The sequence below is a fragment of the Myxococcus sp. CA033 genome (genome assembly GCF_013336625.1).
Lineage (GTDB): Bacteria > Myxococcota > Myxococcia > Myxococcales > Myxococcaceae > Myxococcus > Myxococcus llanfairpwllgwyngyllgogerychwyrndrobwllllantysiliogogogochensis.
Window position 1 is genome coordinate 243,058 of record NZ_JABUMU010000010.1, and the last position, 22,977, is coordinate 266,034.

Below are 22,977 nucleotides of genomic sequence, written 5' to 3' on the forward strand. Positions count from 1 at the left end.
CGCAAGCCTTTGTCACCGTGCACTCCGGCCGTCGTGCCGCACGCGTCCTCGTGAGCTGAGTCACGAGGTGTGCGCCGCACGCGCGGCCTGCTGGGAACTCTTCGTCCACTCATGGCTTCTTCCAGGAATCGTCGTCCCCGCGCGTCCCGTCGGCGCGAGGGCGCTGCTGCATCGTCGTTCTCGTTGTCGTCGTCCGAACCTCCCTCCGCGCGTCACCTGCGCGTTCAGTCCACCCTGTTCCAGGAGGTCTCCCTCCTCTTCCGGAGCGAGCTGTCCGACCCTCGACTCGAAGGTGTCTCACCGGCGTCCTTCGAACTCACACCGGATGGTCGGCTCATCCGCATTGGCTACACTCTCACCCCGGCGGCGGCGTCGGCCGCGCGTGAAGTCCAGGAGGCACTGGCCCGAGCCAGTGGCTACCTGCGCTCGCAGCTCGCACAGCACCTGGACCTCAAGCGGGTGCCTCAACTGCGCTTCATCTACATCGGCGTGGCCGAGCACCCGACGGAGGCGTTGTCCGCCGAGCCTCCAGACGCCGCCGTCCCCGAAGACGAGGACGAAGTACCCGGGTCCTTCGACGAGGACGGCGATGACGAAGGAGGTGCGCGATGAATCCACGCATCCTCCCGGCGGCCCCCGGCGCCGTGCCCATCCTCGTCTGGGCACGCGCTCTTCCACCCGGCGCGGAGAAACAACTCCGGCACCTCGCCGCCCAGCCCTACGTCGTCGAGCACGTGGCCGCGATGCCGGATGTCCACGTCGCGCACGGCGTCGCGGTGGGCTCCGTCTTCGCCACCGAGCACCACGTTGTCCCCGGTGCCCTCGGTGGAGACCTGGGCTGTGGCGTGAGTGCCTACCGCTTCGCGTATCCCGCCGCGTCGCTGGGGCGTGACACGCTGGAGTTGCTGCTCACCCGCTTGTCCCAGGTCATCCCGGTGGGAGACGCGACGCATCGAGGTCGCGGCCTTCCTCTTCCGTCCGCGCTGGAGGCGCCGCCGCTCTCGACCCAGAAGCTGCGCCATGCCTGGGAGCGGCTGGCGCCGCGACACCTGGGCACGCTCGGCGGTGGCAACCACTTCCTCGAACTGGACCGGGACGCGGGAGGGGACCTCTGGCTGCTCCTGCACTCCGGCTCTCGCGGCGTGGGCGCGGCCATCGGCGAGCATCACCAGCGTGTCGCGAAGACGCTCGGGGAAGGCAGCCTGCCTGGCCTGAGCCTGCACACGCCCGAGGGAGCCGCCTGCCTCGCGGACCTGGACCTCGCCTGTCGCTTCGCCCGAGCGAACCGCGACGCGCTGGCCGCGAGGGCCCTGGAGGTGTTGTCCCAGACGCTGGGCATCTCACCGGAGCCGGAGTCCACGGTGGACCTCCACCACAACCACGTTGCCGGGGAGACGCACTTCGGCCGCGCGCTGTGGGTCCACCGCAAGGGCGCGGTGGGCCTGGAGTCAGGGCGGCAAGGGCTCATTCCCGGTTCGATGGGCACTGCCTCCTATGTGGTGGAAGGCCGGGCCGAGCCCCGCGCGTTCCGCTCCTGCTCCCACGGAGCCGGTCGGGTCCTCACCCGGACCGAGGCCCGCGCCCGCATCCGTCCCTCGGCCCTGGAGCACGCCCTGCGCAGGGTGGTGCATGACTCCCGCCGGGCCGCGGCGCTCGTGGAGGAGGCGCCCGCCGCCTACCGCGACATCGTCGAGGTCCTCGAGGACGAGGCGGACCTCGTCACTCCCGTCCGGCGCCTGACACCCATCGCCGTCCTCAAGGGCTGAATCCCGCCTCGCGGGGGCCCGGGGCTTCGTCTCCGGGCCCTCGCGCCGATACACACGGAGTGGTCAATTCACTCCTGGTGGAATTCAGCGCGTCCGGACCCGTTCTTTCCGGGGTTGATCCTCGTGGAAGAGGGGTGGAAGGGGGAGACGACACATCCCAACGTCAGAGTGGGTTCCCGAGCCCGTCCAGATGCCGTAGAATCGGCCGCCAGAAGTTCACGTGCGAACCTGCTGGGGCGTCGTCTAATGGCAGGACATCAGACTTTGACTCTGAGTATCAAGGTTCGAATCCTTGCGCCCCAGTCATTCCGCTCCGGGGGGACGCGGTAGCCAGCGCGTCCGTCCGTGTGCATGAAGGACGGTGGCCCGATGCCGCAGAAGACGCTCCTGCTGGTCTCCGTGGGAAGCCCAACGGCAACCCTGTTGAAAGACCTCCAGGACCCACTGACCACACAGATGGGCACCGCTTCGGTGGTGGCGAAGACGGCGCTCCCGACGCCGGCCTATGCCTTCAACAAGGACCGTGCCCAGTACCACTGCAACGCCATCATGCGTCGGCTCACGCCGATGATGGAGCCCGGTCAGCACCTGGTGCTCGGCGTGACGGACGTGGACCTCTTCGTCCCGGACTCGCCCTTTGTCTTCGGCGAGGCGGACCGCGAGTCCCGCACGGCGGTGGTGAGCGTGTTCAGGCTTCGCCAGGGTGCTGACGGCGAGCACCTGCGGCGGCGCATCCAGGTGGAGGTCACCCACCAGGCGGGCCACCTGCTCGGGTTGTCCTACTGCGAGGACCCCCGGTGCGTGATGTTCTTCGCGCAGTCCCCGCAGGACTGCGACCGCAAGCAGCTGTCGCTCTGCAACCAGTGCCGCAACGAGCTGGCCAAGCTCAACCGCTGAGCCCCTTCGCGCGGGCTTGCCCGTGAATGCCTTCGCACGCGTTGACGTCCGACCCGGCGCGCCCTGTAGTGCGGGGCGCTGAACCGGGCCGGCAACGTGGAGCGATTGTGATGACGGGCACGCGGTATTTCGTCGGTGGGCTGTTGGTGGTGGGGCTGCTGGGTGGCTGCGAGCCGTTCGAGGATGATGGCGGCGGCGGCGGCGTGGGAGGCGTCCGGTTCAGCAAGGGCTTTGCCTTCGTGCGCGAGGACGACCGCAACGTCTTCGTGGTGGACGACGCGGGAGACCCCAACAGTCCGCAGCGGCTGACCAGCACGGGCGGAGCCTACTGGCCCTCGGTGTCGAAGGATGGTCGCAGCATCGTCTTCGTCCAGCGCGGTGGCCTTGGCACCTCGCTGCTGACGGTGCCCACCACGGGTGGCACCGTGGCCACGTTGTTCAGCGAGAATGACGCGGCCTGCGCGCGGGGCTGCACCAATTTCCGCACGCCCACCTTCAGCCCGGACGGCCGCGTCGTCGTCTTCGTCTTCTCCCCTGGCAACAGCTCCCTCACGTCGCTGGGGCGGGTGAACACGGACGGCAGCGGCTTCCAGGAGCTCACCCCGAACTCCGTCGTCGGCTATGGGGCGCCGTCCTTCGTCCCCAATGGGACCGCCGTCGTCGCGCCCACGGGCAGCGGGCTCCAGCAGCTCAACCAGGTGGCGTACGTGCCGGTCTCCGGAGGCGCCATCGTCTTCTCGTCGCTGGGCAATGACGTCGTGACCGTGGCCAACCGTGTCGCGGTGTCGCCGGACGGCTCGCAGGTGGTGCTGGACGGGCGCGGCTCCTCGAGCAGCGTGCGCACCTATGTGGGAGCCCTGAGTGGAGGTCGCCTGGGCGCTTTGCGACGCGTCACCAGCTATGGCGGCGCGAGCGCCCAGGAGACGTGGCCGGTGTGGACGGGCGCGAGCCAGGTCGGCTTCCTCTTCGCCGACTCGGCGGGTGGGGACCCGGGCATCTACCGCTCCACCGTGAGCGCGGCGCCGTCCAACTCCGTCACGCTCGCGGTGCCCAGCGCGGCCGAGCCTTCGTACGGCCCGCTGTAGGCCTGTCCCCAGGCTCCCAGGTCCCTGGCATCCGCGCCCCCGAGGCGCGATGCTGTCGCGCTGGAGGCTGCCATGTCCCTCTTCGATGCCGTGCTCGCGGGAGACCGCGAGTCCTTGAAGTCCCAGCTCGACGAGGGCGCGGACCCCAATCCGTTCGATGATGAGGGCCTCACGCCGCTGATGGTGGCGGCGCGGGAGGGACACGCAGGTCTCGTGGAGCTCTTGCTGAAGGCGGGCGCGGACGCGACGATTACGAACCGCATCGGAGAGTCCGCGGTCATCATCGCCGCCGCCCATGGCCACTCGAACTCCGTGTCGGCGCTCTGGGAGAGCGCGACGGAGGACGAGCGCTCCATGGTGCCCCTGTTGCTGCGCACCGATGCCATCACCGGCCCGGGCACGGCCTCTCCGGCCGCGACACCGCCGAAGGAAGACTTCCGCCGGAAGCTCGCGTCCGCGGGTGCGTACGTCGCGGGCAAGCTCGGGGATGACGGGGCCACGAAGCGGTTGGAGCGAGTGTTGCGTTCGGAAAAGCAACGCAAGCCCTGAGCACGCGTCCGTGTCCGGACACTCGCGGCGTTCACCACCCTCCACGCGCGGGCGGCCCCGCACCGCATGGGAGGCTTCACACGTATGGTCCGCCCCCGTCCGAGAGGAGCCACCGCATGGCGACGTCCGAGCCAAAAATCGTCCACAGCGGGACGGTGCAGGGCCTCTTCCAGATTGCGCTGAAGGACCGTCTGTCCGAGGACGCGTGGCGCCTGCTGCGTGAGGCGGGGTTGGATTTGTCCGTCCCGCTGCAGCCGACGTATCCCCTGGCCTCGTGGCTGCGCTGGCAACACATCGTGCTGGGTGACTTGTGGCCGCACCTTCCGCTCGATGAGGCCTGGCGTCAGTTGGGGCACACGGTGATGGAGGGACTGTTGGCCACGGTGCTCGGCCGGATGCTGGGCGTGGGCGCTCGCGCGCTGGGGCCCCAGTTCATGTTGTTCCAGCTCAACCGGGGCTTTCGCGGCACGGACAACTATGTGGAGACGCTGGTGAAGGCCAGCTCGCCGGGGCGCGCCGAGCTGTGGCTCAGCGACATCAACGACAGGCCCATCTACTACGTCGGCGTCCTGGAGTTCCTGCTCACCCTCTCGGGCGCGAAGGAGCCCCGAGTCTCCGTGCTCGTGCGCGAGGGCTCCTCCTGCACGTACCTGCTGGAGTGGGTGAAGTGAGCGCCTGAAACGACGAAGGCCCGGGGCTTCACGGTGGAAGCCTCCGGGCCCAGTGTCTGCTTCCCGAGCCGCTACTCCGGCTTGGCGCTCAACGTCGCGCCGGGAGCCACGCCACCGGCCGCGCCGCTGCGGACCTCCATCGCGTCGGCGACCAACTCGGTGATGTCCTTGACCTTGATGTTCCCCTCGCGGCCGGTGTCGTTGACCGCGTCGCCGAGCATCGTCGAGCAGAAGGGACACGCGACGGCGACGATGCCCGTGCCGCCCTTCTCCTTGTAGTCGCCCACCAGGCCCGGCTTCTTCCTGTCCGCGGCGTCGGGGAACGGCGTGGTCGGGTCCTCGGCGTGCTTGAGCGTCAGCGCGACTTCGTTCAACCGGTTGTGGTTGATGCGCGTGCCGATGTGCTCCTCCATCCACATGCGGCCGCCACCGGCGCCGCAGCAGAAGCCCTCGCGCTTGCTGCGCTGCATCTCCACGACTTCCAGCCCGGGGATGGCCTTGAGCACTTCGCGAGGCGCGTCATACACGCCGTTGTGCCGGCCCAGGTAGCAGGGGTCGTGGTACGTCAGCTTGGTGTTCATCACCGCGGACAGCTTGATGCGCTTGTCGCGCAACAGCTCGTTGATGAGCTCCGTGTGATTGATGACGCGGTACTCGCCGCCGAACTCCGGGTACTCGTTCTTGATGGTGTTGAAGCAGTGCGGGCACTGGGTGATGACCGCCTTGACGCCCATCGAGTTCCACGACTCGACGTTCGTCTTCGCCATCGTCTGGTACAGGTACTCGTTGCCCATGCGGCGCGCGGAGTCGCCGTTGCACATCTCCTGCTTGGACAGCGTGGCGAAGCTCACGCCCGCCTCCCGCATGATTTTCACCAGCGAGCGGCTGACCTTCTTCTGCTTGTCGTCGTAGCTGCCCGCGCAGCCCACGAAGAACAGGTACTCGTACGGGCCGCCTTCGTCACCCCACGTGGGCAGCGCCAAATCTTCGGCCCACTCGTCGCGACGGTCCTGGCCCAGGCCCCAGGGGTTGCCCTGGCGCTCCATGCCTTCGAACACGCGCTGGATTTCGGGCGGGAAGTCCGCCTTCACCTGCACCTGGTAGCGGCGCATGTCGATGAGGCGCGGCACGTTCTCGATGAACACCGGACACGCCTGCTCGCACCACCCGCAGCTGGTACAGGCCCAGACCGTCTCGGAGCTCAGCGCGCCGCCGACGATTTCCGGCAGGGGCTCCTTGATGCGGTTGGGGCTGTAGCCCTCCTCCGCCCACTGCTCGTGGTCCCAGATCCAATGCTTCAGGTCCTGGTTGACGGCCTTGTGCGTGAGCGGCTTGCCGGTGATGTACGTGGGGCAGTGCGTCTGGCAGCGACCGCACTCCGTGCAGGAGTACAAATCCAGGCCCTGCTTCCACGTGAGGTCCCTCACCGTGGCGGTGCCGAACTCTTCCTTCTCCAGATTGGGCGTGGGCAGCTTGCCGGTGGAGTGGGTGCGCTGGAAGAAGACGTTGGGCAGGCCGGTGATGATGTGGAAGTGCTTGCCGATGGGCAGGAAGTTCAGGAACGCCAGGACGATGATGAGGTGGGTCCAGAAGCCTCCAATGCCCAGCACGTGCGCGGCCGTGGAGCCCAGGGGCATCATCGCCATGCCGACCAGGCTGGTGAACGGCTCCCACCACACCAGCGCGGACGGGGCCGCGGGCACCTGCGTGGCGCCCATCGGCACCTGCTGCGCCGCCGCGTGCGCCGCCACCATGTGGCTGCCGCCGAACAGGAACTCGGAGACCATCAACCCGGAGATGAAGCCCAGGATGAGGTACGCCTCCCAGGACTGCGACATGCGGTCCGGCTTCACCTTCCAGCGCGTCCACACGTAGTAGCCGCAGCCCACCAGGGCCAGGGCCGCCACCACGTCCTTGATCAGCAGATAGCCACGGTAGGCGCCCAGCAGCACCGTGTTGTCCAGCCAGAAGGGGTGGCTCAGGTCGGTGAACAACTCCAGCGCGCCGGACGAGAAGCCCATCGCGAACATCATGATGGTGCGCACCTGCAGCACCATGAACGCCGCGTAGATGAGCACGTGCATCAAACCCGGGGTGAACTCCTCCGGGTCGACCATGCGCTTCTGCCCGAGCCCGAAGAGCACGAGCCGCTTGATGCGCAGCGGGATGTTGTCGAGCCGCCGCTCCTTCTTCATCGCGAGCAACACGCCCACGCGACCGGACATGGTCATCACGAAGATGGGAACGGCGATGGCAAGCAATAGGCCGGTGATGATGGGACTCATTGGGACTCGGAGGACCTCTGGGGGGACGCGGCGGAAGGCCCGTTGCCGCGACGCGGCAAAACTTGAGTGCCCGTCAACCCTAACAGGGGTGATTCTCGAATCAAGCGCTGAGCGGGCGAGGTGTCCGGGACTGAAGCACGGAGTGGCGCCACGAGCGAGCAAGCTTGCCCGCTACACCGATTTACTGACACCCGCACTGGCAGCCTACCGCCTTGAAAATGGCGAAGTGTTGACTGCTGTGTGGTTCCATCCGACGCCAGGCCGACCTACCTTGTACGACGGCCTCGCACGCTGTCTGTCAGTCAACGCCTCCTCAACCTGCTGAAATAATTGGGGCGAAGGTTGGAGGGCAGGCGAGTAGACGTGGGGTCGAAGCAGGGGTCGGAACTTTGACTCCCCAAGGGCTTTACAACGCGAAGCGACATGAGCACCATGGTTGGTAAATCGGTCAACGAGTCGCAAGCCGGGCACCGCATCGTGCGGACCCACGCGGACCGAACAGGGGGGCGCCCACAAGGAGGCGAGCCGAAAGGCCGTCCACCTTCCCTGAAGCGGAGCGCCCAAAGGAGTCGGACATGGTTCACGATGACACCACCTACATGGACGATGAAGGGCTGCCGTATGTGGACCTCGCGGAAGATGGTGAGAGCGAGTCCGTGACTCCCGTGGATGGGGCTCCCGGCGGCCGGATGTGGGGCTATGGGGATGAGTCGTGGGGCGGCTGGAGCGCGGCCGACTGATTCGCGGCCCCCGCGGCCGGTGGATGCGCGGGGGCGCTTCTTTGTAACCGGTGGTTCGGCTCGTGCGGTGGCTCCCTCAGTGGGTGGCTCCCGGGCCGGTGGTCTCTCGGTGACGCCTGGGTGTTCGGGGCGGCCGTCATCTCCTCCTTCTTGCTGACGTCGTTGCGTGCGCCCTGGCGTGGTGCGCGAAGCTGCCGCGTGCGCGCGAGGAGGGCGGGAGGCCCGGATGAAGGTGCTGTGGTGCTGGCGCTGCAAGCTGGATGTGCCGATGCTCGACGAGGAGGAGTTCGCGCGCGTGGCCGGACTGTACCGGGCGGCGTTTTCTCCACGGAGCCCGGCGGAAGTGCGGAGCGGGGAGCGGCGCTCCATCGAGGAGCGGTTCCGGCCCGTGCGTGAGGAGTACGAGCGGCTCACCGGGTTCCACGAGACGAACGCCAACGCGGTGATGCACCACCGGCTGAGTCAGTATGGGCCGGCTTGTGCGCACTGCGGCAAGCCCCTGCGGACGCCCGAGGCCCGGCACTGCGCGGCGTGCGGCGTGTCCCGGTAATCGCTCCCGACGCGGTCAGGACCTACCCCGCCGCCGGGTGTGGCGGCCTGGCCCCCTCTTGATTCCGGGGTGTGTCTGCCCACATCCTCGACGTGGAAGCCTTTCCGTGAGGATCCATGCCATTGGTGTTGTGGCCCATGAGACTTCCGGTCGTGAGGGACGTCGTCTTTCACGGGGCGGTTCGCGGCAGAATGTCTCGTGAGAGCGCGCGGGAGCACGGATGAAGCAGACGGCCTTGGCAGTGGAGCGCGACGCGGAGCACGGCCGGGAAGTGTTGCTGCTCGTCACGCTGGAAGCGGACGCGGACGCGCCCCGGGCTCCCGTGACGGCGAACCTCGTGTTGGACCGCAGCGCGTCCATGCGCGGCGTCCCGCTGCTCGCCGCGGTGCAGGCCGCGCAATCCCTGGTGGAGCGCGCCAGCCCTCGCGACTACCTGGGCCTCCTCACTTTCGACGCGGAGCCGGAGCAACTGCTGCCCGTGCGCGCGATGGATGCTTCCGCCAAGGCCCAGTTCCTCAAGGCGCTGTCGCGCCTGGAGTCCGGTGAGGGCACCGCGCTGCACGAGGCCATCGAGCGGGGCGCGGAGGCTGTGCGCCGCGTGCTCGTCCCAGGTGCGCGCCCCCAGGTGCTGATGCTCACGGATGGCGAGCCGTCCGTCGGCCCCTCCCAGCTCTCCGACTTCAAGACGCTGGGCGCGCGTGTCGTGGAGTCCGGCGTCGTCCTGCACGCGCTGGGATTGGGCCGGCACTACCTGCCCGACATCCTGGAAGCCCTCACGGGACCGTCCGGTACCGGCTTCGTCCACGTGGATGACCCGGAGGGCCTTCCGCTGGCGGTGGGCACGATGTCCGCGGAGCTGTTCGGCGAGGTGGGCTCGGACGCGCGCGTGTACGTGCTGCCCTCGGGCTTCTCGGAGCTGCGCTGCCGTCACCGCTACTCCTCCCGTGTCGAAGGCGACGCGATGAGTGCGTCGCTCGGCGCGGTGTCGCAGTCCTTCCCGCGTCGGGTCCTCTTCTCCGGCAGGCTGGACGCGGCCGAGTGGAACCTGGGCGTGACGACCTCCTACCTGGAGGGCACGGACACGCGGCGCATGCCCGTCCCCGTGGCGCGCGTGCTGCCCGACAGCGACCAGGGCCGCTTCGTGCGCGCGGTGTCGGCGGAGCTGGAGCTGGTGGCCGCCGAGGCCTCCGCCTGGAAGGCCCTGGGCCGCCGCAACCAGGGGGCCGCGGAGCAGGCGCTGGAGACCGCCGACCTCGCCCTCTACAAGCTCGCGCGACTGGGCTCGCTGGAAGTCCCACCGCAACGCCACATGGAGCGACTGGCGGACCTGCGCCGCATCGTCGAGCGCCGCGCCGCGCAACCCCAGGCGCTGGTGATGCGCCGCGCCCACTCCGAGGTCTCCCGCGTCACCTTGAGCCGCGTGGGTCCGGCGCTCCCGCTGCCCGCCCTGGCCCCCTGGAAGTCGGAGGACTGAGCTGCTCCTGGCCTGGCTGCCCGGTCGCCCGCCCCGACGGAGCGGGTCCTTCTGTCCACGCCGCGTCACCCGGGATGTTTCCTGCCCCGTCGCACGCCCCGGATGCGGGCGGGCGCGGGGAATGTCCCCCCGCCTGGAAGGTTCTCCCTCGGAAGCGGGGCCCGTCGGATGCTGGCGACCTGGCTTCGGGTGGGTTAACGGGAGACGCATGAAGCACTCGGTGTCCAAGAGGCTCGCCCTGGTGGGCGGTATCGGCATGTGGCTGGTGGCGGCGGTGGCGCAGGCGGCGCTGCCTCCGTCCGCGGTGGCCACGGGCGCGCCCGACGAGGGCGATCCGCGCTTGGAGGCCGCGCTGCTGGTGGATGCCACCCAGGTGAAGCCGGGCGACACCTATCGCGTGGGCGTGCGCTTCCGGTTGGACCCGGGTTGGCACATCTACTGGAAGAACCCGGGTGACTCCGGCCTGGAGACGGACGTCGCGTGGGACACACCCGGCTCCACGGTGGGCGCGCTCCAGTGGCCCTTCCCGAGCACCTTCCGCACGCCCGACGGCTTCATCGTCACCCACGGCTATGACGGCGAGGTGCTCCTCTTCGCGGAGGCGCGCGCTTCCGAGCAGGCTGTCGGCACGCTCAACCTGTCGGCCGCGGTGAACGCGTTGGTGTGCGAGGTGCACTGCATCCCCGCGGACCTGATGCTCACGCGCTCCATCCCCGTGGGGCCGACGACGCTCGCGGACGCGGAGACCACGCCGACGTTCGACGCGGCGAAGGCGCGCGTTCCTCGCCCGGTGGCGGACACCGGCCACACCGCCGCGCTCGCGCTGGATGTGAAGCAGCTCACCGCGGGCCAGGAGTTCACCGGCACCGTCACGGTGGCGAAGTCCGGCGGTGGCGCGGTGCCCACGGCGGAGAAGGACGCCTTCGTTCCCGAGCGCATCCCCGGCCTGGACAAGGTGACGCTCACGCAGACGGCCCCGGGGCGCTTCGCGCTGAAGGGCAAGGCGGAGCCGGATGCACCGAAGGCGGAGCCTCGACTCAAGGGCGTGTTGCGCCTGGGGACCGAGGCCACGGGTTATCAGGCGCTGGAAGTCGACGTGCCAATGGCGCCCTTCGTGGCCGCCGTGGGTGCGGCGCCGACGCCTGTCGTGGCGAAGGCGCCCTCCATCAAGGACTCGCTCGCGGCCGTGAAGCCGGTGGCGAGCGCCGCGACGGCCGCGCCCCCGGAGTCGTCGATGGGGCTGGGCATGGCGCTCTTGTTCGCGTTCCTGGGCGGTGCGCTGCTCAACCTGATGCCGTGCGTGTTCCCCGTGCTGGCGCTCAAGGCGTACGGCTTCACGCGCATGGTGCGCCAGGAGCAGGGCCGGGTGGGCGCGCACGCGGCGGCGTACGCGGGCGGAATCGTCGCCAGTATGCTGGCGCTCGCGGGCGCGGTGCTGGCGGTGCGCGCGGGCGGCGCGGGTGTGGGCTGGGGCTTCCAGTTCCAGGAGCCGCTCTTCGTCGCGGCGGTGAGCGCGGTGTTGGTGGCGTTCGCCCTCAACCTTTTTGGTGTCTTCAACGTGGGCCTGGATGGCACCGCGCTCGCGGGCAAGGTGGACCAGAGCCACGGCCTGATGCACAGCGCGGGTGAGGGCGTGCTCGCGGTGGTGCTGGCGACTCCGTGCTCGGCGCCGCTGCTCGGCACGGCGGTGGGCTTCGCCTTCGCGGCGGGCCCGCTCACGGTGCTCGCCGTCTTCACCGCGCTGGGCCTGGGCCTGGCGCTGCCCTTCTGTCTGTTGGTGCTGGTGCCGGGGCTCGCGCAGAAGCTGCCGAAGCCGGGCGCGTGGATGGAGCGCTTCAAGCAGGTGCTGGGCTTCGCGCTGCTGGGCACCACGGTGTGGCTCGTCTGGGTGATGGGGGGGCTTGCCGGCGTGGACGGCATGGCGCGGCTGTTGGCCTTCCTCGTCGCGGTGGGACTGGGCACGTGGGTGTATGGCCAGTCGCAGCTCCAGGAGGGCGGGCGCCGGTGGGGCACGCTGGCGGTGGCGGCGCTGGTGCTGGTGGGCTCGGGCGTGGCGGCGCTGCGCTTCGAGGAGGCTGCTCCGGCGGCGCGCGCGTCAACCACGGTGGGGCAGGCGCAGCCTTGGAGCGACGAGGCGGTGGCCTCCGCGCTGGCGGCGGGGCAGCCGGTGTTCATCGACTTCACCGCGGACTGGTGCCTCACCTGCAAGTTCAACGAGCGCACCGTGCTGGCTCGCGAGGAGGTGCGCGCGGCCTTCACGGAGCACCACGTGGCGTTCTTCGTGGCGGACTGGACGCGCCGCGACGCGCGCATCACCGCGCGGCTGGCGGACCATGGCCGCGCGGGCGTGCCCATGTACCTGGTGCTGAGCCCCGGCGCGCCGGACAAGCCGGAGGTGCTGCAGGAGTTGTTGACGGTGGATGCGGTGGTGGACTCGGTGAAGCGTGCGTCGGAGTGCTCGCCGCTGCGCCGGCAGGACGGCTCGAAGGTCCTCTGCGCCGCTGGATTCCCTCGGCCTTGAAACGCAGTCATCCGCAGTCAAGCAGTGCCCAATCAGGAGGAATGCCATGAAGCAGGTCTTCACCGCTCTCGCGCTCGGTTCGGTACTCGTGGGTGTCCCCGCTTTCGCGGACGCGGAGGTCGGCAAGCCGGCCCCGGCCTTCACGCTGAAGGACGAGGCGGGCAAGGAGCATTCGCTGTCGCAGTACAAGGGCAAGGTGGTGGTGCTGGAGTGGACCAACCCCGAGTGCCCCTTCGTGAAGCGCCACTATGAGGCGGACACGATGGCCAACACCCTGAAGGGCTTCGACGCCAAGAAGGTGGTGTGGCTGGCGGTGGACTCGACGGCGCACAACACGCCGGAGAAGTCCGCCACGTGGAAGAAGACAGAGGGCTTCACGTACCCCGTGCTCCAGGACGCCAGCGGCGCGACGGGCAAGACGTACGGCGCCAAGACGACGCCGCACATGTACATCATCGACGCGGAGGGCGTGGTCCGCTACGCGGGCGCCATCGACGATGACCCGCGCGGCAAGAGCGACAAGAAGGTCAACCACGTGCAGACGACCGTGGACGCGGTGCTCAACGGCAAGCCCGTTCCCGCCGCCACCACCACGCCGTATGGCTGCTCGGTGAAGTACAAGAGCTAGCGCGCACGACGAACGCATCCATGCGGTGACAAGGGCTCTCTTCCTACTGGGAAGGGGGCCCTTCGTGCTTCTGGAGTCGCGCGCCCGCGCGCGGGTAGCAGCACGGTGGAAGGACCGCAAAGTCCACGGGCCGGGGAGCAAGCATGTCCGGCGAGGAGGTCTCTCGCATGGATTGCAACTCGATGACCGTGGCAATGAAGGTGCGACCTTGCCCGGGACCGCCGGGGGACGGAGCAGGGGCGTCGCGCCGTGTCCTGTGGCCTGACGTGTCTCGACTCCTTCTCCCGGTGTGGAGAGACATCGTGATGCGGAAACAACACTTCTCGACTCGGCGTTCCTGGATGGGGGCGCTGGCCCTGGTCGCGATGTTGGGTGTCGGATGCAGTGAACCCCAGAACACGAGCGACGCGCCCGAGGCCCCCGGAGCCGCCATTGTCCTGGGCGAAGACTTCGTCGAAGTCCCTCGCGAGCTCACGTCCGAGCAGCACACGCAGGTGACGCAGAAGCTCGACGGCGTGGTGGACGCGACGGGGCGGACGTTCTACCTCGCCATCCGAAAGAGCGAGCTGAAGCAGCGCTGGTTCCTGTCCGCCACGCTTCGACAGCTCAACTTCGACCCGGAGTACTACGGCCTCCCCGCGAATCTCATTCCCCGCGTGATTCGCTTCCAGGAGCAGAACGGCAAGCTCTACGCCTTCGACGCCCGCGACGGGTTGACTCGCAACGACATCTTCAAGCCGGACTCGTTGGTGGAGGCGTATCCCATCGTCACGGACCACGCCCCGTTCAACCGCTTGCCAGGCTCGGACCAGTACGTGCTCATCGACCCGGCGGCGGGGCTCAACCGTGTCGGCATCCTCGGAGACCACTGGTATGCGCCCGGGGCCATCGACTTCCGGATGGAGCTGCTCTTCTCCCAGCGCTTTCGGCGTCTCTCGGACGGCGTCCAGTACGAACAGGTCTTCACGGGCTTCACGGACGTCTTCGACGACCGGAGCGACTCCCTGGAGCGCAACGGCTTTCGCGCCTCGGGCACGCTGGCCATGGCGCTGCGCAAGTACAAGGAAGGTGAGGGCTTCACGGAGATGCCAGCACCGGAGCCGCGGCACTACTTCCGCAGCGAGGGCCGCTTCATCCCCAACACGGGCGAGCTGGCGTTGAATGCCATCAAGTGGAACATCCGGCCGGGGATGAAACCCATCCGCTTCTACATCACCCCCAACTTCCTGGAACTGAACGAGGACCCCCGCTACCGGGGTGCGGACGTGGTGGGCGCCGTGAAGCGAGGCATCGAGGGTTGGAACGCGGCGTTCGGCTTCAAGGTCTTCGAGGCCGTGCTGGGTGACAGCAGCATGGACATCGGAGAGGACGACAAGAACTTCGCTGTCCTCGACCCGAAGGTCCACGCCCATCTGGCCATCGCTGACTTCAGCTCGAATCCCAATACGGGCGAGGTCCGAAGGGCCACCGTCATGATCAGCGCCGCCATGATTCACGATGCCGAGGCCTTCTTCGCGGGAGAGCTGACGGCTTTCTCCTCGGCCAGCGCGCGTGACGAGAGCCCGAGGCCCAGGTTGTACTGGGTCGGGCTCACCCGCGAGCCCTCCTGTGAGCTGGACGCGGCGTCCCTCCCATCTGGCTTCTCCGCCCGACTGTCGTCCGAGGAGGACCGCTCCGAAGGACCCGCCCTCACCGTGAAGCAGAAGGTGGAGCGCTACCTCACCTACATCATGCTGCACGAGGTCGGTCACACGCTGGGCCTGCGACACAACTTCAATGGGTCGCGGGTGTACGACGGCACGCCCCAAACGCCGCGCTCGAGCACCGTCATGGACTACTCCGCCATGCCCGACACCATTCACGTGCAGGCGCCCGGCACGTACGACGTGGCGGCGGTGCGCTACCTCTATGGACTGTCCACGGCGCTGCCCACGGACCTGTTCTGTACGGACAGTGACGTCCTGGCCTGGGCGGAGCCTGCTTGTGTCCACTACGACCGCTATGACGACCCGTTGACGCGTTTTCATATGCCCAACATGCGGACCCTGGCGGAGCAGGTGCTGCGTGGCGCGCCCGTCGGCGTCGATTTCCGCGCGAGCCTCCAGGCGCTGGACTCCTTCGTCAGGGGCGGGGACGCGAGCGGACAGGCCCAGGCCTACGACGTCCTCATGGAGCAGGTGCGGCCACCCCTCCAGATTCCCTCGGGCGAAGGTGCGGCGTACGCGGTCCGTGCCAATGACCTGGCCCGCCGCATCCTCAGCTTCCTCTATCTGGACACACGCGTCGGGCAGCCCCATGCGGTGAAGCCGCCGCCGGCCACCCCTGCGTATACGCAGGCCCTGCTCGCGGACGTGCGCGGCATCCTGCTGAACGTGGACGGCGTGCGCACCTTCCCCGTGCGCCGGGTCATGGTGAATCTCCTGAAGGCGCACCAGACGCTCGCGGCCTATGGCGTGTTGCAGGAGGTGCACACGGAGCTGACGGCGCGACTGCCCACGCTCAGCGGCGAGGAGCGACTGGGGACGATGGAGCTGCTGGGCCGCATCGAAGTGGCCCGCTCGCCCTACTTCCGCTGACTCCGGAACTGAAGACCCGGGCGTGAGCCTGGAGGCGCGGTGGAGCGCGGGCTCGGTCTCGAGGGCTCGCGCTTCACCCGGCCGACATCCCGGGGCAACAGCAGGAACGAGCACAGCGCGCCCAGCACGCACAGGCCCGCGGACACCCACAGCGCTTCACGTGTCCCCGCGAGGAACGCGTCCCCCGTCTTGTTCGCGAGTCCTCCCAGGAGCGGCAGCAGTGCCACCGCCAGGAGTCCGGCGATTCGCGCCACGGCGTTGTTCACCCCCGAGGCGATGCCCGCGTGCCGGTCCTCCACCGCGCCGAGCACCACCGCCGTCAGCGGCCCCACCGTGAGACTCAACCCCAGGCCCAGCACGAGCACCCCCGGCAGCACCGTGCCCACGTAGCTTCCATCCCGGTGGATGAGCGTGAGCAGCGCCATGCCCACGCCCGCCAGCAGCGGCCCCGCCGTCATCAAGGGCCGTGCGCCGATGCGTCCCGCGAGCCTCCCCACCACCGGTGAGAACAACAGCAGCATCACGGTGATGGGCAGCAGCGACGCTCCCGCCGCGAGCGCCGAGTACCCGAGCTGTTGTTGCAGCGCGAGGATGAGCAGGAAGCCCACGCCGCCCAGCGCGAAGTACACCGTCAGCGTCGTGAGGTTGGCGCCAGAGAAGGTCCGCGAACGGAACAGCCCCAACGGCAACATCGGGTTTCGCGCGCGTGACTCGATGACGAGGAAGGCGGCCAGCATCGCCGCGCCGAACACCGCGGCGAGCACGGGGGCCACGGACCAGCCATGCGCGGGCCCTTCGATGAGCGCGTAGATGACGCCGCCGAGCCCCAGCGCGGCCGTCACCGAACCGGCGAGGTCCAGCTTGCGCGCATCCCCCGTGGGCCGGTCGTCCGGAACGTGGCGCAGCGTGGCCCAGGCGGTGAGCGCCGCCAGGGGAAGATTCAGGAAGAACACCAGCCGCCAGGAGGCCACGTCCACCAGCCAGCCTCCCAGCAGCGGCCCCAGCGCGGTGGTGACGCCGGACAGGCCCGCCCATGCGGCCACCGCGCGCTGTCGGTCCGCTTCGGGGAACGAGGTCCGCAAGAGCGCCAGGCTCGCGGGCACCAGCAGCGCCGCGCCCATGCCCTGCGCGGCGCGGAAGAGGGCGAGCGTCCAGGCGTTCGGCGCCAGGCCGCACAGCACGGACATGGCGGTGAAGCCCACCACGCCCAGCAAGAAGACGCGGCGCTGTCCCCAGGCATCACCGAGCGCGCCGCCGGTGAGCACCAGCGAACCGAGGGTGAGCAGGTAGGCGTCCACGGCCCACTGGAGGCCCGTCAGCCCCGTGTTGAGCTCTCGGCCCAGCGCGGGCAGCGCCACGTTGACGGCGGTGGAGTCGAGGAAGGCCATGCCACTGCCGAGCACGCTCGCGAGCAGCACGCCGCGTCCCCGCGCACTGGCATAGGAAACGGACGCGCCGCCGGAAGAAGTGTCGGAAGGCATACGGCTCAACCGTGGGACGTGCGCCTCCGTCGCGCCACTCCTCGCGGTCCACGAGTGTCGGCCACCCTGGTGGCGAGAGCCTGACCGCATGGCCGCCCGGCATGTGGATGCGCGGGGCCTTCGTGCACACCCTGTCCGCGGGCGACGGGTTATCAGGGAGGCGAACGATGGCGACCGAGTGCAAGCACATCAAGCAGGCGGGGAACCCCGAGGCGAGGACCGACGGCTGCGAGGAGTGTCTGAAGATGGGGGCCCAGTGGGTCCACCTCCGGCGCTGCCTGGAGTGCGGTCACGTCGGGTGCTGCGACTCGTCGCAGCACAAGCACGCGACGAAGCACTTCCATCAGACGAAGCACCCCGTCATCCAGTCGTTCGAGCCGGGTGAGACGTGGGTGTGGTGCTTCGAGGATCGGCTCCTGCTGGACGACAGACCGGAGCAAGGTGGCTCGGCTCGCGTCTAGGGACGGGGCGAGTCCTCCGGGGGCGGGCTCACGGGAAACGTGAGCTCGATATCCTGGTCGTTGCCCTCGCCACCACCCACGCCGTCGGAGCCCAGGCTGCGCAACTCCACCCACGCACCGCGAAGCGTGTACTGGTAGGGGTTGACCCAAGGGTCGAGGGGCAGTTCATCGAGTACCCCATGGTCCACGAGGAGTTGGAGCCCTTCGGCATGCGTGGGCAACTGGCCCGTCTTGCGCTGGTAGAGGCGCACGGCGCTCTTGATGTTCTTCAAGTCGAGCTCGGCCCGACTGTGTCTCGACTCGCCCCAACATTCGGAGAGCACTATCCAGAAGAAGAGTGGCAGCACGAAGGCCGCCACCCCCGCCAAGAAAAGCAGCAGGAGGGGAAGGACCTGTCGGAGCGAGTGGCGCAGCGTGCGGCGTGGAAGCGTTTCATTCATGGCGGCTCGTGACTCTTCAAGCCGCGTGCCTGCCTGGTCTCCGGAGTGGAGTCTCGCCGCGCGTCTCACGGGCGACTGTCACTCCGTCACGGGCTCTTGTGGGCCCGGGTCGAAATGACAGCGCGTCCGTGGCTCCGGGCCGCATGCACCCGGAGCCACGTCCCGCTCACGCCGCCACGGGCTCGATGCGGGGGCGCGTGCGCGCGGAGACCTGCTTGCGCCGTCCCTTGCGCAACACGTCCAGCGACACCTCTTCATCGGTGGCCAGGGCCATCAGCCGCTGGAGGTCATCCACGCTGCCCACGGCGCGACGGTTGATGGCCAAGAGCAGGTCCTCCGGCTGGAGCCCCGCGTCGTCCGCGGGCGTCCCGTCCTGCACCCGGAGGATTCGCACCGCGCGGGGCTGCCCCGTGTCGCGGGCATGCTCCGGCGTCAGGTCCACCGCCACCGCCGCGATGCCGAGGAAGCGCCGCTCCACCTTCCCCCGCTGGATGAGCAGGCTGGCCACCCACGCCGCCGTGGTGGCGCTCACCGCGAAGCCGATGCCCTGCGCGTACGGCAGCACCAGCGTGTTGAGCCCCACCACCTCGCCTCGCGTGTTGATGAGCGGCCCGCCGGAGTTGCCCGGGTTGATGGCCGCGTCTGTCTGGAGCATGCCCTCCAGGATGACGCCGTCAGGCAGCGTGACGCTGCGATTGACGGCGCTCACGACCCCGAGCGCCACCGACTGCTCCAGCCGGAAGGGATTGCCAATCGCCATCACCAACTGCCCCACGCGCACCGTCTCCGGCGCGGCCAGGGGCAGCGTGGGGAAGTCGCCGCCCTCCGCTCGCACCACCGCGAGGTCCGTGGGCGCGTCCCCGCCCACCAGCGAGCCGCGCAGCTCCTCGCCGTTGGACAGCTGCACCGTCAGCTTGCGAGAGCCCCGCATGACGACGTGGCGGTTGGTGAGGACATAGCCGTCCGGCGTGAGGAAGAGACCGGTGCCGTGGCCCCTGGCGTGCTCCACGCCCACCACCGCGGGCGAGGCGCGCGACACGAGCGTCTCCAGGTCGTCCGAGAACTGTTGCAGCAACTTCATCGCGTCACCCCTCTCCTCACGAACGCTTGCCGATGGTGATGGGCACTTCACGCACCTCGCCGGCTCGCAGCACGCGCGCCGGCACGGAGGTGCCCACCTTCTCGTCGCCCAGGTAGCCGAGCAGGTCCTCCACGCCGTGCAGCGCCTGGCCTCCCAGGCTCACCAGCACGTCCCCGAGCAACAGTCCGGCCCGGTGCGCGGGCCCGTCCGGGTCCACGGAGAGGAAGATGAGCCCCGCCTCCGCGCCCGCCGCCGCCCACTGGTGCTGGGGCAGCTTCACGGGATACGCCCCCACGCCCAGGTAGCCGCGCCGGATGCCTCCGTGCTCGCGCAGCGACGCCGTCACCCGCGTCAGCGTGTCATGCGGAATGACGACGGCCGCGGTGCGTGAGAACGCCGCGGTGAGCAGCCCGACGAAGCGCCCCTCCACGTCCACCAGCGCGCCTCCAGAGAAGCCCGGCGGCAGGTCCGCGTCCGTCTCGAGATAACGGTCCACGCGCCCGCCCGCGTGGGTGCGCCAGCCCTCTCCATGTGTGCTCACCATGCCGAGCGTGGCGCGCGCCGTGCGTCCCGGCCGCGCCACCGTGACGACGAGGTTGCCCACCTTCACGGCGTCCAAGGGCGCGAGCGCGAGCGGGGAGAGCTTCGCCGCGTCGATTTTGAGCAGCGCCACGTCCGTGCTGGCATCGCGGCCGATGAGCTCGGCGGCCACGGTGCCGCCGTCGGACAGGCCTACTTGCACGGGGCCCTCGTGCTCGACGGCGTGGCTGGTGGTGACGATGTGGCCCTCGGCGCTCCAGACGACACCGGTGGCGCCGCGCCGTCGTCGAGCGTCCACGCGGACGACGCTCGGCGAGGCCCGCTCGACGAGGGAGGCGAGAGACTGGGAGAGGGCGGGAAGAAAGTCGGTGGACATGGCGTGTTCCTTTCGAGGCGGAAGGTAAAAGCCTCGAAGGCGCGCCACATCGGCGAACCAGGCAGGGTGTGCACCTGCCCGTTCAGGCAGGTGGCCCCTCCTTTCGGGGAGCTCCCGGGCTACTTCTCGACGACGACGTGGAGCGGGAGCGAGACACCGCCACCGGGCTCGGGCGTCTCCAGCGTGACGTCCACCCCTCCAGCTGTCGCCAGGGCTTCAGCGGGGAGGGTCGCCTCGTAGTGCGTCGGCTCGTTGTCCAAGACGTACACGGCCTTGAGGCTCGAACGGAACTCCTTCCAGCGCAGCACCGTGGCGGAGTGGATGCCCTTCCCCTTGATTCGGAGCGTCAACGCGGGCGCACCCTTGAGGGCGCTCATGGGCTCCACGGCGGTCAACATCGGCACGGGTCGTTCGGAGACCACGTTGAGCAGCGCGGGCAGTGACACTCCACCGCCTTCCGCGACACGAGACACCTTCAGTGTGCGGACTCCCACGTGCGCCAACTTCGTGCCCTCCAGCCCCAGCTGCGGAATCCTGCCGAAAGGCCGTGGCTGGTCATCCCAGTCCAGGGTGGTGCCGGAGACGCGCTGCAAGTCGCCGCGGGGCCAGAAGAAGTTCTCTCCCGTCAGGGAGAAGTGTCGTTCCTCCGAGGCGGCCCACTCTCCCTGGGAGACGACCCCCGGTGCCATCCCGCGAAGCTGCGGTGGGAGGGCGCCCTGGACTCTCAGATAGGCGGGAGCACTCAATCCGGAGCCCACGGTGAAGGTCCGTATCTCGTGGACCCGCGGGGTCGCGACCTCCGCCTCGCTCAAGAGCAGGCCCGAAGGGCCGTCGAACTCACGCTCCACGTCATTCACGAAGAGGGCCGAGGCCTGGGTGAGCGTCCCCGTGACACGCGTCCAGACGGTGACCTCGCGATAGAATTCGTCGCGCGTGCCCACATCCACCACCGAAGGGCTCAGGGAGACAGTGGGCTGTCCCGCCGCGGTGAGGACGAAGAACTGCTCCGGGCTCTCGCCACCTCCGGGGCCTGGGTTGAACACCGTCACGCGGCTGACGCCGGGTTGCGCCACCTGGTCGGCGGGAACATCCACCCACAGGCGCGTCAGCTCACCAGGGCCCGCCGTGCAGCCGCCCGAGGTCCAGCATGTCCACTGGGCTGGCAGCGGTTGGCCATTCCACCGGACGACCGAGGAGGGGCCGAAGCCCTGTCCCTCGACGAGCAGACGCAGGACGCCCCCGCCGGCGAGGGCATGGGAAGCCCCGTCGTTGCCCGAGACCCGGTTGATGATGGGCATGGGCCGCTCCGCATGCACCGCGAGCAGCAGGGGCAGGGTGGTGCCGCCTCCGGGCGCGGGCGTGCTCACGGTGACGGTGCGCACCCCCTTCGTGGACAGGTCCGCGGCCTGGAGTTCGGTGGACACCTTCGACGGGTCGTGAAGACGGGTGGTGCGCTCCTGTCCGTCCAGCAGGATGACGGACTGGGACGTGAAGCCAGCACCGTGGACGTAGAGGAGTCCTGGCGCATCGCCGACGGACAGCACGGAGGGCAGCAGCGAGTGGGCAATGGGCGCGGGGGCCTGGGCGAACACCTGGACGAAGAGGGGCGAGGACACGGCCCCATCGAAGGTGCGTGTCACCGTCACGGGGAGGGTTCCGGCCTGGGTCAGCAGGGCGGCGGGGACGATGAACGTCCAGACCCCCTCGAAGTCCGGACCGAAGGAGTGCTCCAGGCGGTGGCCGCCCCAGTGGACGACCTGCTGCGCGTAGAGCCCCAGTCCTTCGCCTTTGAGCTTGAACCTGACCTCCTCCGAGCCCGCGAGCACCCAGGCCGGGGACACGTCATGCAGCACGGGCTCCGACTTCACTCGAAGAGGATGGTTGGAGGACTCGCTTCCTCCATGGACGCCGGGTGTCTCCAGCGTCACCTGGACGGTGCCGGCTTGGACCCGACCCATGAGAGGGATTTGCGCCCAGACCCGGTTCTTGCCGTCATACGTCTCGGTGGGCAGCGGAATGCCATCCCACTTCACCACCGTGGTGGAGCGCACCTGCCGCCCGCTGACGATGATGCGCTCGAAGGTGGCGCTGCCCGCGTTGCCATGGTGCAGGTCGGTGGCGTTCAGCGAGGAAGGCCACACGCCCATGATTTCCGGAGTGGGGCTGGTCACCGTCAAGGGTAGGGGCTGCGTGGTGGCTGTGCGCGGGCGCGAGACCTGGATGACGAGCTGGTCTTGTGTCGCCAGGGGCTTCAGGGCCGACGGTGGAAGCAGGAAGCTCCCTTCACGGGAGCTGGTCAGCGTCAACGGATAGGACGTGTCGCGGAAGATGGCCTGGCTGCCACGCACGAGGTTCTTCCCCGTCACGGTGACTTGAACAGCGTCCTCGGGCTCGGAGGGCAGGGAGTCTGGAGTCACGGAGGTCAGCTCGGGCGCGGGCACGGTGAACGGGATGCGAGCGGACCGGGCGCCGCCCCTGTACTCGGGGTCGCCTCGGGAAACCCGCACGTCGAAGAAGAGGTCCGTCGCGGCCACGAGCTGCCAGGTCGGAACCACGGCTCGCAGCTCCGTGCTGCTCACGAACTGGGTCGTCAGGCGCTGGTCGTTCAGGAACACGGCACTGAACCGGGCGAAGTCGACGCCGAGCACCTGCATGCTCAACTCGGAGCCCTCCACGTTCGCCGCCTCCACCTCCACCTCTCCCAGGGTGACGAAGGGCAGCTCCACCTCCGCGGGAGGGGAGCCCGCGTCAGGTTCCTCGACAGGTGCCGGGTGGCTCTGGAGGCCTGGCCCACAGGCACAGCAGAGGACCCACAGCAGACACAACCACCCTCGTGTCACGTCTGGTCGCATCCGG

General features: G+C 69.1%; 19 protein-coding genes and 1 tRNA gene. 14 read left to right on the forward strand and 6 right to left on the reverse strand.

The window, feature by feature from the left end; translation table 11 throughout:
* The first annotated feature begins 183 nt into the window (after positions 1-183).
* The 7 genes from HUA78_RS24280 (at position 184) to HUA78_RS24310 (ending at position 4,968) form a co-directional block, all read left to right on the forward strand.
* Positions 184-612: a ribosome-binding factor A gene (locus HUA78_RS24280; RefSeq protein ID WP_254623865.1), complete on the forward strand. Its 429-nt coding sequence runs from the start codon at positions 184-186 to the stop codon at positions 610-612.
* Positions 609-1,766 carry an RtcB family protein gene (locus HUA78_RS24285; protein ID WP_141641117.1) on the forward strand — a complete coding sequence of 386 codons (1,158 nt, stop codon included), beginning with the start codon at positions 609-611 and terminating at the stop codon, positions 1,764-1,766. Before HUA78_RS24280 ends, HUA78_RS24285 begins: the two co-directional genes overlap by 4 nt.
* Positions 1,767-1,998: 232 nt before the next feature.
* Positions 1,999-2,069 (forward strand) — tRNA-Gln (locus HUA78_RS24290).
* A 66-nt stretch (positions 2,070-2,135) separates the two neighbouring features.
* Positions 2,136-2,663: a non-proteolytic archaemetzincin-like protein gene (locus HUA78_RS24295; RefSeq protein ID WP_141641118.1), complete on the forward strand. Its 528-nt coding sequence runs from the start codon at positions 2,136-2,138 to the stop codon at positions 2,661-2,663.
* 110 nt (positions 2,664-2,773) lie between these two features.
* Positions 2,774-3,748 (forward strand): PD40 domain-containing protein, encoded by a 975-nt coding sequence (locus HUA78_RS24300; RefSeq protein ID WP_174477265.1) that lies wholly within the window; start codon positions 2,774-2,776, stop codon positions 3,746-3,748.
* Between the two features lie 72 nt (positions 3,749-3,820).
* Entirely contained in the window at positions 3,821-4,297 is a 477-nt protein-coding gene (locus HUA78_RS24305; protein WP_174460173.1) for an ankyrin repeat domain-containing protein, read from the forward strand.
* 116 nt (positions 4,298-4,413) lie between these two features.
* Positions 4,414-4,968, forward strand: a complete 555-nt coding sequence (locus HUA78_RS24310) for a DUF2378 family protein (RefSeq protein WP_174460172.1) — start codon at positions 4,414-4,416, stop codon at positions 4,966-4,968.
* Positions 4,969-5,039: 71 nt separating this feature from the next.
* On the opposite strand, the gene HUA78_RS24315 is transcribed toward HUA78_RS24310, so the two are convergent.
* Positions 5,040-7,253, reverse strand: coding sequence for a (Fe-S)-binding protein (locus HUA78_RS24315; protein ID WP_141641122.1), 2,214 nt, complete (start codon positions 7,251-7,253; stop codon positions 5,040-5,042).
* 575 nt (positions 7,254-7,828) lie between these two features.
* Here HUA78_RS24315 and HUA78_RS24320 point away from each other — a divergent pair.
* The 6 genes from HUA78_RS24320 to HUA78_RS24345 all read left to right on the forward strand — a co-directional run bounded on the left by HUA78_RS24320 (position 7,829) and on the right by HUA78_RS24345 (position 15,742).
* Positions 7,829-7,993 (forward strand): hypothetical protein, encoded by a 165-nt coding sequence (locus HUA78_RS24320; RefSeq protein WP_174477266.1) that lies wholly within the window; start codon positions 7,829-7,831, stop codon positions 7,991-7,993.
* 226 nt (positions 7,994-8,219) lie between these two features.
* Positions 8,220-8,543 (forward strand): hypothetical protein, encoded by a 324-nt coding sequence (locus HUA78_RS24325; RefSeq protein ID WP_174459052.1) that lies wholly within the window; start codon positions 8,220-8,222, stop codon positions 8,541-8,543.
* Between the two features lie 220 nt (positions 8,544-8,763).
* Positions 8,764-10,017, forward strand: a complete 1,254-nt coding sequence (locus tag HUA78_RS24330) for a VWA domain-containing protein (protein ID WP_174459053.1) — start codon at positions 8,764-8,766, stop codon at positions 10,015-10,017.
* Positions 10,018-10,225: 208 nt separating this feature from the next.
* Complete coding sequence (locus HUA78_RS24335; protein WP_174477267.1) at positions 10,226-12,538, forward strand: protein-disulfide reductase DsbD; 2,313 nt, start codon at positions 10,226-10,228, stop codon at positions 12,536-12,538.
* Between the two features lie 46 nt (positions 12,539-12,584).
* Positions 12,585-13,166 (forward strand): thioredoxin family protein, encoded by a 582-nt coding sequence (locus HUA78_RS24340; RefSeq protein ID WP_174459055.1) that lies wholly within the window; start codon positions 12,585-12,587, stop codon positions 13,164-13,166.
* A gap of 305 nt (positions 13,167-13,471) precedes the next feature.
* Positions 13,472-15,742 carry a zinc-dependent metalloprotease gene (locus tag HUA78_RS24345; RefSeq protein ID WP_254623875.1) on the forward strand — a complete coding sequence of 757 codons (2,271 nt, stop codon included), beginning with the start codon at positions 13,472-13,474 and terminating at the stop codon, positions 15,740-15,742.
* Here HUA78_RS24345 and HUA78_RS24350 read toward each other — a convergent pair.
* Entirely contained in the window at positions 15,730-17,223 is a 1,494-nt protein-coding gene (locus HUA78_RS24350; protein WP_174460166.1) for an MFS transporter, read from the reverse strand. The genes HUA78_RS24345 and HUA78_RS24350 overlap by 13 nt on opposite strands.
* A gap of 167 nt (positions 17,224-17,390) precedes the next feature.
* Here HUA78_RS24350 and HUA78_RS24355 point away from each other — a divergent pair, with 167 nt between their 5' ends.
* Positions 17,391-17,684, forward strand: coding sequence for a UBP-type zinc finger domain-containing protein (locus tag HUA78_RS24355; RefSeq protein WP_174460165.1), 294 nt, complete (start codon positions 17,391-17,393; stop codon positions 17,682-17,684).
* Here HUA78_RS24355 and HUA78_RS24360 read toward each other — a convergent pair.
* From HUA78_RS24360 to HUA78_RS24375, 4 genes are all read right to left on the reverse strand, one after another.
* The gene (locus HUA78_RS24360) at positions 17,681-18,124 is read right to left on the reverse strand and encodes a type II secretion system protein GspG (protein ID WP_174460164.1); all 444 of its coding nucleotides are present in this window, start codon (positions 18,122-18,124) and stop codon (positions 17,681-17,683) included. The two genes, HUA78_RS24355 and HUA78_RS24360, sit on opposite strands and share 4 nt — an antisense overlap.
* A gap of 166 nt (positions 18,125-18,290) precedes the next feature.
* Positions 18,291-19,205, reverse strand: coding sequence for a S1C family serine protease (locus HUA78_RS24365; RefSeq protein WP_174460163.1), 915 nt, complete (start codon positions 19,203-19,205; stop codon positions 18,291-18,293).
* A 16-nt stretch (positions 19,206-19,221) separates the two neighbouring features.
* Positions 19,222-20,121 carry a S1C family serine protease gene (locus tag HUA78_RS24370; RefSeq protein ID WP_174460162.1) on the reverse strand — a complete coding sequence of 300 codons (900 nt, stop codon included), beginning with the start codon at positions 20,119-20,121 and terminating at the stop codon, positions 19,222-19,224.
* A gap of 119 nt (positions 20,122-20,240) precedes the next feature.
* Positions 20,241-22,973: a hypothetical protein gene (locus HUA78_RS24375; RefSeq protein WP_174460161.1), complete on the reverse strand. Its 2,733-nt coding sequence runs from the start codon at positions 22,971-22,973 to the stop codon at positions 20,241-20,243.
* Positions 22,974-22,977 lie beyond the last annotated feature (4 nt).